Source organism: Lentzea sp. JNUCC 0626, assembly GCF_043632865.1.
In the GTDB taxonomy this organism is placed as follows: Bacteria; Actinomycetota; Actinomycetes; order Mycobacteriales; family Pseudonocardiaceae; genus Lentzea.
Genome location: NZ_CP171635.1, coordinates 2,081,866 through 2,094,020, shown reverse-complemented (window position 1 = coordinate 2,094,020; position 12,155 = coordinate 2,081,866). Strand labels below are relative to the sequence as shown.

Genomic DNA, 12,155 nt, shown 5'->3' with positions numbered 1-12,155 from the left:
GGGAGGACCTGCCGACGATCTCCGCGTGGCCTAGGGTCGTATCTGCCATGGCTCGCGTCATTCACGTATTCCGCGCACCCGACCGGTTCATCGCAGGAACCGTCGGGCAGCCCGGCGACCGCACCTTCTACCTGCAGGCTTCCGAGCAGAGCAGGTTGATCAGCGTCGCCTTGGAGAAGCAGCAGGTCCAGGTCCTCGCCGAACGCATCGGCTCGCTTCTGGAGGAGGTGCACCGCCGCTTCGGCACCGACGTGCCCGACGACTCCCCACCGGACGACCTCGACACGCAGCCCCTCGACGTCCCCGTCGAGGAGGAGTTCCGGGTCGGCACCATGGGCCTCGGCTGGGACGCCGAGTCCAAGGCGGTCGTCATCGAACTCCTCGCGATCTCTGAGGAGGAGGTCGACGAGGCCGTCGTGCTCGACGACACCGAGGAAGGCCCCGACGCCGTGCGGGTCTTCCTGTCCCCGTCCGCCGCCCGAGCCTTCGCCGAACGAGCCGACCGCGTCGTCAACGCCGGCCGCAAACCCTGCCCCCTGTGCGCCGAACCGCTCGACACCGACGGCCACATCTGCCCGCGGCAAAACGGGTACCGCCGCACCGAAGAAGACTGACGTGGACACCTCCGCGGCCCTGCACCTGCTCGAACACGGCCGCATCGAGGTCGAGGGACGCCTCGTCGACGCCTCCAACGCCACCTTGTTCTGCAAGATCTCGTTGGACGGCGTCGACGCCCAGTGCGTCTACAAGCCGGTGCGCGGCGAACGCCCGCTCTGGGACTTCCCCGACGGCACCCTCGCGGGCCGCGAGGTGGCCACCTACCTGATCTCCGCCGCGTCCTTCGGCGTCGTCCCACCCACCCTGCTGCGACCGGGCCCGTTCGGCACCGGCATGGTCCAGCTCTGGGTGGACACCCGCGAAGAGGACGAACTGGTCGACATCGTCGGCGTGGACGACGTCAAACCTGGGTGGATCCCCGTCTTCCACGCCCACGACCGCTTCGGCGACCCGGCCGTCCTGGTGCACGCCGACCACCCCCGCATGGCTGAGATGGCCGCCTTCGACGTGGTCGTCAACAACGCCGACCGCAAGGGCGGCCACGTCCTGCACGCCCTGGACGGCTCCGTCTACGGCGTCGACCACGGCATCTGCCTGCACACCGAACCCAAACTCCGCACCGTCCTGTGGGGCTGGGCCCGCGAACCCCTCCCCGAGTCCGTGCTGGAAACCCTGCGCCGCCTGAGATCCGCTGTGGACGGCCCTTTGGATGAGGCGCTGCACGACCACCTGACCCGCGCCGAAGTCCGCGCGGTGGGGGAGCGAATCGACAAGCTCCTGGCCGCAGGCGTCTACCCCGAACCCTCCGGCGACTGGCCCGCGATCCCCTGGCCGGCGTTCTAGGTCAACAACTCGGCAAGGTCGGCGATCTGGTCACGGTCGTACTCGCTCAGGATCGCCAAGACACCCTTGCGGAACGCCTTGTGCCGATCGCCGTCGAGTTCGTGTTTCTTGACCGCTATCTCCCACTGCACGTTGTCGTTCGCCGTGTCCGCGAGCGCCCGTAGCCCGTGCACCCCGTCGACCCGCCGGTGCAGGTTGCGCTGCGACGCGGGCCACCGAGCCACGATCTCCGCCAGCAACACCAGCTCACACGCCCGGTCGATCGCGTCCGTGCCTTCTTCGGGTCTGATCCGGGTGAGGACACGCACGTAGAACATCCACACGGTGACGATCCGCTTGGCCTCCCGGACCGACAGATCGGGCTGAGCCTTCAGTCTCTCCACGAATCGCGCCTGCACCCGCTCGTCGTGCTCCAACGCGTCGACCACGAGCTCACTGGACACGATCTCAACAGGTCCCGAACCAATGATCCGCGCGGTCGCTGTGGCGAACGGCTGCAGCCGCGACACTTCCTCCTGGGTGGTCACCGGCCGCTCGGGCGCCTTGCCCAGCAACCCCTCCAGCAAAGGCTCGACCTGCGTCCGCGCGACTCTCGGCACCGGCAGCGGCAACTGGATCAACTTGCGCATGAACGTCCACCCCGGACTCGGATCGGCCGGATCGGACACCACGAGCGCCGAGTAGGCGGCGTCCAGGTGCGCGGCCGTCGCGGCCGCGTCGATGCCCAGCACGAACCGGATCGCCGGAAACGGCTCCACCAGGAACCCGTTGATCGCCTCGAACACCTCCGCCGTGGTCCGCGGCGTGCACCGGTCGAGGTCGTCGATGAACACGACCAGCCGCGTCCCGCTGTTCCCGAGCTGCTGGACCAGCCGGTGAACGTCCTCCCGCGCGCTGAGCAACTGCCCCTTCCTGGCTCGTCGCCGAGGATCGCGCACCGGGTCGTCCGTGCCCACGGCAGCTGAGTAGGCGCCCAACGCCCCCGACGGCCCGAACAACTCCGCCGGCAACACCGTGTCCGCCGCCCGGAACAGGTACCTGCCGAGGGTGTGCAGCACACCGGCGAGCAGCATCAGCACCACGATCCACAACGCCAGGTGCGGCGGCGCGAGATCGAACCCGAACACTCGAACCGAGCCGGGCGTCCGCAACACCTGGACCAGCACCGGCACCGGCAACGCGAACACCGCGAGCCTCAGCACGGGCGACAGGAGCCGCTTGCGCAACGTCCGCTGCAAATGGCTGCGGTCGAGCTGCTCGACGTTGTGCCAGAACCAGAATCGCTGCAACGACGAGTGCGACTCCCGCGCGATCACCGGCGCGCCCGTGGCGACGATGCAGTCGCTCAGCCCCGCCCACACGTGCTCACCGGTCTGCGCCGACCACGGGTTGAACCTCGCCGTCAGCACCCGCGGCCGTACCTCCGGCTGGGCCAGCCACGGCCGCCTGAGCCACCCGCGCAACATGAGGTCCGCGTCCCACGCCGCCACCCTGCGCTGCCGCCAGTCGCCGACCTCGACGTCCCAGGCATCGGGCGTGTCGAGGAGGTCTTGGGTCATCTCCATGAGGGTGCTCTTGCCCGAGCCCCACGCACCCTCGATGGCGATCACCTTCGGACCAGCGGCTTCGGCGTCCTCGCCGGGGTGCTTCAGCAGTTCGGCCAGCGTCTGCACGTAGGCCTGCCGGGCGAGCAGGTCGGTTCGGGCGGTCTGGTCACCGTGGCCCATCGTCTTGAGCTGCCGTGCCACGACGGGTTCGCCGCTGAGCTGAGCGGCCAACGCCATCGCGAAGCGTGTGGCGGTGTCCGCAGACAGTTCGCTGAGCTTGTACACGACCAAGATCGGCGCGGTCGTCGTGGACATGAGCTCAGCCGCCTCGCGGGCATCGCCACCGTCAATCACGTACGGGCCGGACGGTTCCGGCAGGTCGTCGCTCGTGCCGCTGACGGCAACGCCGTAGACGACGTCAAGCCGCTCCGAGGTCATCAGATTCATCAGCGCGGGCATCGGATGCTCGTGCACGCCAGTAGCCACCAGGACGCCGTGCTCTGGTGCGTTGTGCGGTTCGCCGCTTGTCACGACCACCACCGCTGTGGGGCTGAACAGTGAGATCGCGGGTGGCGCGAAGGCCTTCACCCACGGCGACGGCGTGTTGATACCACCGATCACGACCTTGGTGCCGCCCGACAGTGTCCCGACCTCGTACGTGTACCCCTCCGGGGATCGGACTTCCTCTTTGTGGTCCAGGAGCCTTCGCATCGCCATGAAGACGTCGTTGTCCGACGTGAGCACCACTACCAGTGTCATGTGTGATCCCCAAGACGAACGGTGACCGGCACCGCTAAAGGTCGCGCCCCCACCCCACCTCGTTACTACGCTCGGCACCCATGTCGTTGATCAACCCGCCCAAACCCCAGCCCGGCGACCGCGTCGCGATCGTCTCCCCGGCCGCCGGCATCGCGGGCCTCTACCCGCTGCCCTACGAACTGGGCCTGCAGCGCCTCAAGACCGAGTTCGGGCTCATCCCCGTCGAGTACCCGGCCACCCGCAAGATGGGCGCGACCCCGCAGGAACGGGCGGACGACCTGCACGCGGCGTTCGCCGATCCGGACATCAAGGCCGTGATCGCCACCATCGGCGGCGAGGACCAGATCACCGTGCTGCCGCACCTGGACGAGAAGCTGATCACGGCCAACCCCAAGCCGTACTTCGGGCACAGCGACAACACGAACGTCCTCACGTGGCTGCACAACCGCGGTATTCAGGGGTTCTACGGCGGCAGCGTCATGGTGCAGTTCGGCCGGCCCGGCGCCATGCACCCGGCCACCAAGGAGTCGCTGCACGCCGCGCTGTTCACCGAAGGCGAGTACGAGCTCACGGAGTCCACCGCGTACGGAGACAAGGACAGCTCGTGGGAGGACCCCGACACGTTCGCCAAAGAGCCCGAACTCGAACCCGCCGGCGGCTGGATCTGGCACCAGCCGAACACAAAGATCAAGGCGCCGGCGTGGGGCGGGAACCTGGAGATCCTGTCGTGGCTGATGATGGCCGGCAAGGAGATCAACGCACCCGAGCACTACGACGGCAAGGTCCTGTTCTTCGAGACCTCGGAGGAGATGCCGAGTGCGACCGAGGTCTACCGGATCCTGCGCAACATGGGGGAGCGCGGACTCCTGCAACGGTTCCCGGCTGTGCTCGTCGGACGGGCCAAGGCGTGGTTCTTCGACAACCAGGACACCGACCGGGCCACGCACACGCGCGAGCAGCGGGAAGCGGTCCTGAAGGCGTTCGGCGAGTACGCGCCCGAGGCGATGATCGTGTTCGACGTGGACCTCGGGCACACCGACCCGCAGGTCATCATTCCCGTCGGCGGCGCGATCGAGGTCGACGGGCCGCGGCGCCGCATCACCGTCACGTACTAGGAAGTCATCGGAGAAGTATTCCTTGCCCATTGATATACCCCAATTGAGACCCAACAAGTGTTTGACGGGCGATCGACACCACCCCTATCTTTCTTCAGGGTGTTCTGACCTGCGGAAACATTCGAATGGTGAATGCGGGACACGGTGACATGACCTATTTCGAACGGATCGTCGTGGTGGGCGCGGCCGGGCTCGGTGCGTGGGCGGCGGCGTGCCTGGCGCGCAGGTTCGGGCCGGTCGACCTCATCGGGCCCGGTGCGGAGCGGCTCGCCGACGCAGGGGTGCGGCACCACGAGCGGGCCACGGTGCGCGAGTTCGACCTCGACACGCCCGCGGTGATCGTCGAGAACGACGGCGGGCGGTTGCAGCGGCTGGTGTGCGACCGGCTGCTGGTGGCGGGGTGGCCGGTGCCGTTGCTGCCGGTCAACAGGTGGGTCGTGGACGGCAAGGTCGCGATCACCCGTGACGGCGCGGACCTCAAGCTGCTGTCTACGTGTTTCGACGCCAACGGCCTGTGGCGGCCGGCGCTCGCGGACTACCAGTTCCGCCGCCAGTCGGGAGCGAACTCGCTAATCTGAATCGGGTGATCGATGAGGACGCGAGAGCGAGATTGGTTCGCCGGTTCGGACCTGGGGTGACCGCCTGGATCGACGCGCTGCCCGACCTGGTCGCCTCCCTGACCGCCCGCTGGGGTCTCACGCTCGTCCGACATCTGCCCGGCGGCACCAGTGCCACGTTCCTGTGCACCAACGCCGTCCTCAAACTCACGCCCGAGCACGACATCGCCGTGCACGAGGCCAGGGCGCTCGCCGCGTGGGCCGACACGACAGCGATGGTCGACCTGCTCGACGCCGACCTCGGCCGGGGCGCGCTGCTGCTCGAACGCCTCGACCCCGGCACCGAAGCCACCGATCCCGCGACCGTCGTGCCGTTGCTGCACGAGGCGCGCCCGAAAGGGTTCCCGCCGCTCAAGGCCCGCGTCGACTACCTGTTCGAAACCGTGCTGACCCGCAAGACCGGCAGCTACTACGCCACCGAACACCACCGCGCCCGCAAACTCGCCGACGACAACGTCAAACCCGTGCTGCTGCACGGCGACATGCACCCCGGCAACGTCCTGCAGGGCAAGAACGGACCGGTCGCCATCGATCCGCGAGCCTGCGTGGGCGACCCGGCGGTGGACTGGCTGGACTTCGTGCACGCCGGCTACGACCTGCACGGCGCCGACGTCGACCTCGACCGCGTGCACGAGTGGCTCGCCGCGTTCAAACCCTTCTACGGATAGGGTTCCGGCCGTGCGTTCCCACGACTACGGCCGCGACGTCCTCAACACCCCCAAGCGCAAGAAGGTGCCCGAGGTCGCGGCCGAACCCGGCCTCGTCGTCGAAGATCCCGGCAGCGGCTTCTGCGGCGCGGTCGTGCGGTTCGAGTACGGCCAGGTCGTGCTGGAGGACCGCCACGGACGGCAGCGGCTGTTCGCGCTCACCCCCGCCGCGTTCCTGCTCGACGGCAAGCCCGTCACGCTGGTGAAGCCCGCGCCCCAGCCGCAGAAGCCGAGGATCAGCGCGTCCGGGTCGGTCAAGGTCGAAGGACTGCGCGCCCAGACCGCCAAGGCCAGCCGCATCTGGGTCGAGGGCAAGCACGACGCCGAACTCGTCGAACGCGTCTGGGGTCACGACCTGCGCGTCGAGGGCATCGTCGTCGAACCCCTCAACGGCGTCGACGAACTCCCGCAGCGCATCGCCGAGTTCGGCACCGCGCCCCACCGCCGCCTGGGCGTGCTGGTCGACCACCTCGTCGCCCACTCCAAGGAGCAGCAGATCGTCGACCAGATCAACAACGACGACGTGCTGGTCACCGGCCACCCCTACGTCGACATCTGGCAGGCCGTCAAACCCCGGGCCGTGCGCATCGAGGCGTGGCCGGTCATCCCGCGCGGCACCGACTGGAAGACCGGCGTGTGCGAGCGGCTGGGCTGGGGCGAGACGTGGGAGGGCTGGCAGCGCGTGCTGGGCTCGGTCAGCAGCTACAAGGACATCGAGTCCGACCTGCTCGGCGCGGTGGAGCGGCTGATCGACTTCGTCACCGTTCCTCAGGACTAGAACCAGCGGCAGGGCGCACCGGCGACCACGCGACCAGGTTCATCACGATCAGGCCGGAGATCACCACTCCGAGCATCACGCCCATCACCCAGAACCCCTGGTCGTTGTCGGCCAGGGCCGCGTCCACGACCGTGCCGTCGTCGCCCAGGTCGAACCGCACCTCGACGCGCGTGCCCGTCTCGTGGATCGAGCCGTTCTCCGACAGGGTCGTCACGTGCGTGCCGCCGGCGGGCAGCGGGAACTCGACGCGCACCTTCGCGTTCTTGCCCGACTTGATCCGCTCCTGCACCACGGCCTCGGTGCTCGACCACGAGTGCTGCTCGTTCGCGGTCTGGAGCAGGAACACCAGACCCACGCACGCACCGACCAGCGCGAGTCCGGAGATGAACCGTCCCCTGCGCGACTTCACCGAGTTCGCCACGACCAGAACATCTCCCGTTGATCGATTTCGTTACGGTCCGGTGCCCAGCACGGTGAATCTCCCGGTCACGGGGTGCCCGTTGGTGTATGACTGGGCTCATGGCCGCGCTGATCTGGCTGATCGTCGGGATACTGCTCGTCGTCGCCGAGGTTCTCTCCGGTGACTTCGTGCTGGTCATGCTCGGCGCCGCCGCGCTGGCCGCGGCGGGTGTGTCCGCCGTGGGTGGCGCCGACCTGGTGAGCGTGCTCGTCTTCGCGGCCACGTCGCTGGGCCTGATCGTCACGGCCCGGCCGTTGCTCAAGAAGCGGCTGCAGCTCGGCTCGGACGTCAGGATGCACCACGAGGCGCTGCTGGGTGGCAGGGCCGTCGCGGTCACGCGGGTGGACGAGCACGGCGGGCAGGTGAAGATCGGCGGCGACACCTGGAGCGCGCGCACCCTCGACGGGTCCGTGGTCGAAGAAGGCGAAGCCGTCACCGTTGTCGAGATCTCGGGCGCCGTCGCCGTGGTGATAGCCGCGGTGTGAGCGCCCCCAGGAGGGTGTGAACCGAGTTGGACCCGATCACCGCTGTGATCGCCGCCGTCATCGCGATCTTCGTGCTGACCATCGCCGTCAAGTCCGTGCTGGTCATCCCGCAGGCGCAGGCCGCCGTCATCGAACGCCTCGGCCGCTACCGCAACACCGCGGCACCCGGCCTGAACATCATGGTCCCGTTCATCGACAAGGTGCGGGCCCGCATCGACCTGCGCGAGCAGGTCGTGTCGTTCCCGCCGCAGCCGGTGATCACCCAGGACAACCTGACGGTGTCCATCGACACCGTCGTGTACTTCCAGGTCACCGAACCGCGCTCGGCGGTGTACGAGATCTCCAACTACATCGTCGGTGTCGAGCAGCTCACCATCACGACGCTGCGCAACCTCGTCGGTGGCATGAGCCTCGAGGAGACCCTGACCTCGCGCGACCACATCAACGGCCAGCTGCGCGGCGTTCTGGACGAGGCCACCGGCCGCTGGGGCCTGCGCGTGGCCCGCGTCGAGCTCAAGTCGATCGACCCGCCGCCCTCCATCCAGGACTCGATGGAGAAGCAGATGCGCGCCGACCGCGAGAAGCGCGCCATGATCCTCACCGCCGAGGGCCAGCGCGAGTCGTCGATCAAGACCGCCGAGGGTCAGAAGCAGTCGCAGATCCTCGCCGCCGAGGGCGCGAAGCAGGCCTCGATCCTGTCCGCGGAGGGCGAGCGGCAGTCGCAGATCCTGCGCGCGCAGGGTGAACGCGCCGCCCGCTACCTGCAGGCCCAGGGTCAGGCGAAGGCCATCGAGAAGATCTTCGGCGCGATCAAGGACGGCAAGCCGACCCCGGAGGTGCTGGCGTACCAGTACCTGCAGACGCTGCCGCAGATGGCGCAGGGTGACGCGAACAAGGTCTGGATGATCCCGACCGACTACGGCAAGGCACTCGAAGGGTTCGCCCGCATGCTCGGCGCGCCCGGCGAGGACGGTGTCTTCCGCTACGAGGCGCCCGCCGACACCGCCGAGCGTCCCAAGCCCGAGGACGACGACGAGTCGGTCGCCGCGTGGTTCGACCTCAAGTCCGACCCGAAGGTCGCCGAGGCCGTCGCCGCCGCGGAGGCCGTGGCCCGCCAGGAGGTGCCCGGCCCGCTGTCGAGCTCACCGCGTCCGGTCGCCGCCGCCTCGCCGGTGCCGGAACTCGAGGCCGAGCAGCCCCGGTCGCTGCACCAGCCCGAAGACCGAATTTAACGACAGAACAGCAGGTGAGCGGCCCGTCCCGATCTCGGGGGCGGGCCGCTCGAACTTTTTCCGGGGGTCGTGTCGATCCAACGGCCTGTCTGTTCGACCTGTGCGTGAAAGGGTCCACAACGGACCCGCACGACCGCACTGGGAGCACTTGAGATGAAGTTCATGCTGATCTGGCGCACGACCTCCGACACCGTCTGGGACAACTACGGCGACATCGACTTCGACAAGATGATCGAGACCGTCGGCCGGTTCAACGAGGAGATGATCGAGGCCGGGATCCTGCTCGCCGCCGAAGGCCTCGCCGACCCGTCCGACAACGGCGTCGTGGTCGACTTCTCCTCCGAACCGCCCGTGGTCACCGACGGCCCGTACGGGGAGACCAAGGAGCTGTTCAACGGCTTCTACCTGATCGACGTCCCCACCAAGGAGGACGCGATCGCGTGGGCCAAGAAGGCGCCGATCCAGGGCCCCGGGTTCGCCACCGAGATCCGCCGCGTGCCGACCATCGACGAGTTCCCGCAGGACAACGAGTGGATCCAGAAGGAACTCGCCTGGCGCAAGGCCAACAACCAGCTCTGAGCGCCCTGATTGATCTATTTTGGGCGCCATGAGCGACCCGACCGGCCGCAAGGCCGTGGCAGCGGTGTGGCGCATCGACTCCGCGAGGATCATCGGTGCGCTCACCCGCTACACCGGCGACTTCGCCCTCGCCGAGGACCTCGCCCAGGAAGCCCTGGCCGAGGCGCTGGTGACCTGGCCGCGTGAGGGCGTGCCGAACAACCCCGCCGGCTGGCTGCTCACCGTCGGGCGCCGCCGCGCGATCGACGCGTTCCGCCGGCGCAGCGCCCGCGACGAGAAGTACGCGGCGATGGCCCACAACCTGCCCGAGGGAGGTGCGGTGACCGGAGCAGACCCGAGCCCCGCACCCGACGACGTGCTGTGGGACCCCGACCAGATCGACGACGACACCCTCGCCCTGATTTTCACCTCCTGTCACCCGGTGCTGTCGCGGGAGTCCGGGGTGGCGTTGACGTTGCGCGTCATCGGCGGTCTGACCAGCGACGAGATCGCCCGCGCGTTCCTCGTGCCCACCGCGACCGTGCAGGCGCGCATCACCCGCGCGAAGAAGACCCTCGGCGCGGCCAACGTGCCGTTCGAGGTGCCGCCGGTCAACGAACGCCCCGCGCGCCTCGCGCAGGTGCTCAGCGTGCTCTACCTGATCTTCACCGAGGGCTCGTCGGCGAGTTCCGGAGACGAGGTGATCCGCCTGGACCTGGCCGGGGAGGCGCAACGGCTCGCGCGGATCCTGTCGCGGCTCATGCCCGAGGAACCCGAGGTCCACAGCCTGCTCGCGTTGCTGGAACTCACCGCCGCCCGCTTCCCGGCTCGCCGCGGCCCCGACGGGGAGACGGTGCTGCTGGAGGACCAGGACCGGCGTCGCTGGGACCGTTCCGCCATCGCGCGCGGACGGGCCGCGCTCGCGAAGGCCGCCGACGCCGGGCGCGGCTACGGCTACTACGGGCTGCAGGCCGCGATCGCCGAGTGCCACGCGGTGGCGCCGTCGGTCGAGGACACCAACTGGGGCCGCATCGTCGCCCTGTACGAGGGGCTCGGCAGTCTCGCCCCGTCGCCGGTGGTGGACCTCAACCGGGCGGTCGCCGTGTCGATGGCCCAGGGGCCGGAGGTGGCGCTGCCGATCGTCGACTCGCTCGCGGGCAGTGAGGCGTTCAAGGGTTCGCATCAGCTACCGGGTGTGCGCGGAGAGTTGCTGCGGCGCCTGGGCCGGGTCGAGGAGGCCCGCACCGAGCTGGAGCAGGCCATACGGCTGTGCGGCAACGAACGGGAACGCGTCGTGCTGTCCCGCAAGCTCGCGGAACTGTAGCTGTTCAGACACGCAGGGTGAACCTTAAATCCGTCTGGGCGACATCGGTAGCACTCGACCAGGTGACGGCGAGATGATGTTGTGATGGACTCGCTGCCCGCCACCGTCGCCTCCGCTCTGGCCGAGGCCGAGGGCGAGGCCACCGACTGGCCCGCGCAGTGGCAGGCGCTCACGGCCGTGTCGGTCGAGTTGCAGTCGTTGCTGGTCACGGACCCGAGCCCGCGGCTGCTGGCGTTGATCGAGCAGATCGTCACCCAGCTGGCCGACGGTGTCACCACCAGTCGCCGGCACCGCGTCGAGCTGGCCGACCTCGCGCACCGGGTGCTCGGCACCCACGCCCGCGCCTGCGCCCAGACCTCGACCGACCCGGTGCGGCTCGCGGACTGGCTGCTGGACCTGCAACTGGAGCACCCCGAAGCGCCCGACGTGAGCCTCGCCGCCTACGGCGAGGCCCTCGACGACGAAGGACTGGCCCACTACCGGCGCCGCGCGGTGGAGCTGTTCGAGCCGCTGCCGGTGATCGGGTTCGGCGAGACCGGTCGCTACGACCGCGCCCGGTGGGCGTTGCTGCGCGTCATGGAGGAACTCGCCGAGTACACCGAGGACGTCGACCTGCAACTGCTCGTGCTGTCCAAGGACCTGTCCTCGGGCTGGCACTACCTGCAGGTCGCGACCGTGCTGCGCGACAACGGCCGGTCGGACGAGGCCCTGGAGTGGGTGGAACGCGGGCTGCGCGCCGTGGGCGGGCGGGGAGCGTCGTTGCGGCTGATCGACCTGGCCGTGGAGGAACACCTGCGCCGGGGAGCGCCGCAGCGGGCGGTGGCGGTGTGCCGGGAGGCGTTCCTCGCGCGGCCCAGCCTCGACGTCTATCTCAAGCTGCGGGCGCTGGTCGTGCACACCGACGAGTGGCCGCCGTTGCGCGCGGAACTCGTGCACCACCTCGTGCAGGACGCCAGCCGTCTCGCGGTGGAGGTGTACCGGCGGATCGTGGAGGTCGAACTCGCCCGCCGCGGCATCGAGGAACAGGAACTCGTCGTCGAATGGCTCCAGCAACTACGCGGTCTGCAGCCCGACGCGTTCGCCGACTACCTGGAACACATCAAGTCCCGCCACGTCGCCGACCGCGAACTGCTCGACGAGTTGTCCAGGCGCGGATTCTGACCATTTCGAAG

13 protein-coding genes are annotated in these 12,155 nt (G+C 68.9%); 11 read left to right on the top strand and 2 right to left on the bottom strand.

The window, feature by feature from the left end; genetic code table 11:
• Nucleotides 1-47: 47 nt before the first annotated feature.
• Entirely contained in the window at nucleotides 48-614 is a 567-nt protein-coding gene (locus JNUCC0626_RS09330; RefSeq protein ID WP_382437753.1) for a DUF3090 domain-containing protein, read from the top strand.
• Between the two features lies 1 nt (nucleotide 615).
• Nucleotides 616-1,401, top strand: a complete 786-nt coding sequence (locus tag JNUCC0626_RS09325) for an SCO1664 family protein (protein WP_394619278.1) — start codon at nucleotides 616-618, stop codon at nucleotides 1,399-1,401.
• On the opposite strand, the gene JNUCC0626_RS09320 is transcribed toward JNUCC0626_RS09325, so the two are convergent.
• Entirely contained in the window at nucleotides 1,398-3,707 is a 2,310-nt protein-coding gene (locus JNUCC0626_RS09320; RefSeq protein ID WP_394619277.1) for a KAP family P-loop NTPase fold protein, read from the bottom strand. The two genes, JNUCC0626_RS09325 and JNUCC0626_RS09320, sit on opposite strands and share 4 nt — an antisense overlap.
• An 80-nt stretch (nucleotides 3,708-3,787) precedes the next feature.
• On the opposite strand from JNUCC0626_RS09320, the gene JNUCC0626_RS09315 reads away from it, so the two are divergent.
• The 4 genes from JNUCC0626_RS09315 to JNUCC0626_RS09300 all read left to right on the top strand — a co-directional run bounded on the left by JNUCC0626_RS09315 (nucleotide 3,788) and on the right by JNUCC0626_RS09300 (nucleotide 6,924).
• Nucleotides 3,788-4,822, top strand: a complete 1,035-nt coding sequence (locus JNUCC0626_RS09315) for a S66 family peptidase (RefSeq protein WP_394619276.1) — start codon at nucleotides 3,788-3,790, stop codon at nucleotides 4,820-4,822.
• Nucleotides 4,823-4,971: 149 nt separating this feature from the next.
• Entirely contained in the window at nucleotides 4,972-5,400 is a 429-nt protein-coding gene (locus JNUCC0626_RS09310) for a hypothetical protein (protein WP_394619275.1), read from the top strand.
• 56 nt (nucleotides 5,401-5,456) lie between these two features.
• Nucleotides 5,457-6,107: an aminoglycoside phosphotransferase family protein gene (locus tag JNUCC0626_RS09305; RefSeq protein ID WP_394619274.1), complete on the top strand. Its 651-nt coding sequence runs from the start codon at nucleotides 5,457-5,459 to the stop codon at nucleotides 6,105-6,107.
• A 10-nt stretch (nucleotides 6,108-6,117) separates the two neighbouring features.
• Entirely contained in the window at nucleotides 6,118-6,924 is an 807-nt protein-coding gene (locus tag JNUCC0626_RS09300; RefSeq protein ID WP_394619273.1) for a DUF3097 domain-containing protein, read from the top strand.
• On the opposite strand, the gene JNUCC0626_RS09295 is transcribed toward JNUCC0626_RS09300, so the two are convergent.
• Complete coding sequence (locus tag JNUCC0626_RS09295; RefSeq protein WP_394619272.1) at nucleotides 6,905-7,345, bottom strand: hypothetical protein; 441 nt, start codon at nucleotides 7,343-7,345, stop codon at nucleotides 6,905-6,907. The genes JNUCC0626_RS09300 and JNUCC0626_RS09295 overlap by 20 nt on opposite strands.
• An 86-nt stretch (nucleotides 7,346-7,431) precedes the next feature.
• Between JNUCC0626_RS09295 and JNUCC0626_RS09290 the strand changes: the two genes are divergently transcribed.
• The 5 genes from JNUCC0626_RS09290 (at nucleotide 7,432) to JNUCC0626_RS09270 (ending at nucleotide 12,144) form a co-directional block, all read left to right on the top strand.
• Nucleotides 7,432-7,869: an NfeD family protein gene (locus tag JNUCC0626_RS09290; protein ID WP_394619271.1), complete on the top strand. Its 438-nt coding sequence runs from the start codon at nucleotides 7,432-7,434 to the stop codon at nucleotides 7,867-7,869.
• A 26-nt stretch (nucleotides 7,870-7,895) separates the two neighbouring features.
• Nucleotides 7,896-9,101 (top strand): SPFH domain-containing protein, encoded by a 1,206-nt coding sequence (locus tag JNUCC0626_RS09285; RefSeq protein WP_394619270.1) that lies wholly within the window; start codon nucleotides 7,896-7,898, stop codon nucleotides 9,099-9,101.
• Between the two features lie 153 nt (nucleotides 9,102-9,254).
• Nucleotides 9,255-9,680, top strand: coding sequence for a YciI family protein (locus JNUCC0626_RS09280; RefSeq protein ID WP_394619269.1), 426 nt, complete (start codon nucleotides 9,255-9,257; stop codon nucleotides 9,678-9,680).
• A 28-nt stretch (nucleotides 9,681-9,708) separates the two neighbouring features.
• Entirely contained in the window at nucleotides 9,709-10,983 is a 1,275-nt protein-coding gene (locus tag JNUCC0626_RS09275) for an RNA polymerase sigma factor (RefSeq protein ID WP_394619268.1), read from the top strand.
• Nucleotides 10,984-11,067: 84 nt separating this feature from the next.
• The gene (locus JNUCC0626_RS09270) at nucleotides 11,068-12,144 is read left to right on the top strand and encodes a hypothetical protein (protein ID WP_394619267.1); all 1,077 of its coding nucleotides are present in this window, start codon (nucleotides 11,068-11,070) and stop codon (nucleotides 12,142-12,144) included.
• Nucleotides 12,145-12,155: the final 11 nt, after the last annotated feature.

Excerpts from the sequence above, each read along its gene's own strand:
- JNUCC0626_RS09290 (WP_394619271.1), top strand. The coding sequence starts at position 7,432 with ATGACTGGGCTCATGGCCGCGCTGATCTGGCTGATCGTCGGGATACTG.
- JNUCC0626_RS09330 (WP_382437753.1), top strand. The coding sequence starts at position 48 with ATGGCTCGCGTCATTCACGTATTCCGCGCACCCGACCGGTTCATCGCA.
- JNUCC0626_RS09280 (WP_394619269.1), top strand. The coding sequence starts at position 9,255 with ATGAAGTTCATGCTGATCTGGCGCACGACCTCCGACACCGTCTGGGAC.
- JNUCC0626_RS09320 (WP_394619277.1), bottom strand. The coding sequence starts at position 3,707 with ATGACACTGGTAGTGGTGCTCACGTCGGACAACGACGTCTTCATGGCG.
- JNUCC0626_RS09275 (WP_394619268.1), top strand. The coding sequence starts at position 9,709 with ATGAGCGACCCGACCGGCCGCAAGGCCGTGGCAGCGGTGTGGCGCATC.
- JNUCC0626_RS09270 (WP_394619267.1), top strand. The coding sequence starts at position 11,068 with ATGGACTCGCTGCCCGCCACCGTCGCCTCCGCTCTGGCCGAGGCCGAG.
- JNUCC0626_RS09315 (WP_394619276.1), top strand. The coding sequence starts at position 3,788 with ATGTCGTTGATCAACCCGCCCAAACCCCAGCCCGGCGACCGCGTCGCG.
- JNUCC0626_RS09310 (WP_394619275.1), top strand. The coding sequence starts at position 4,972 with ATGACCTATTTCGAACGGATCGTCGTGGTGGGCGCGGCCGGGCTCGGT.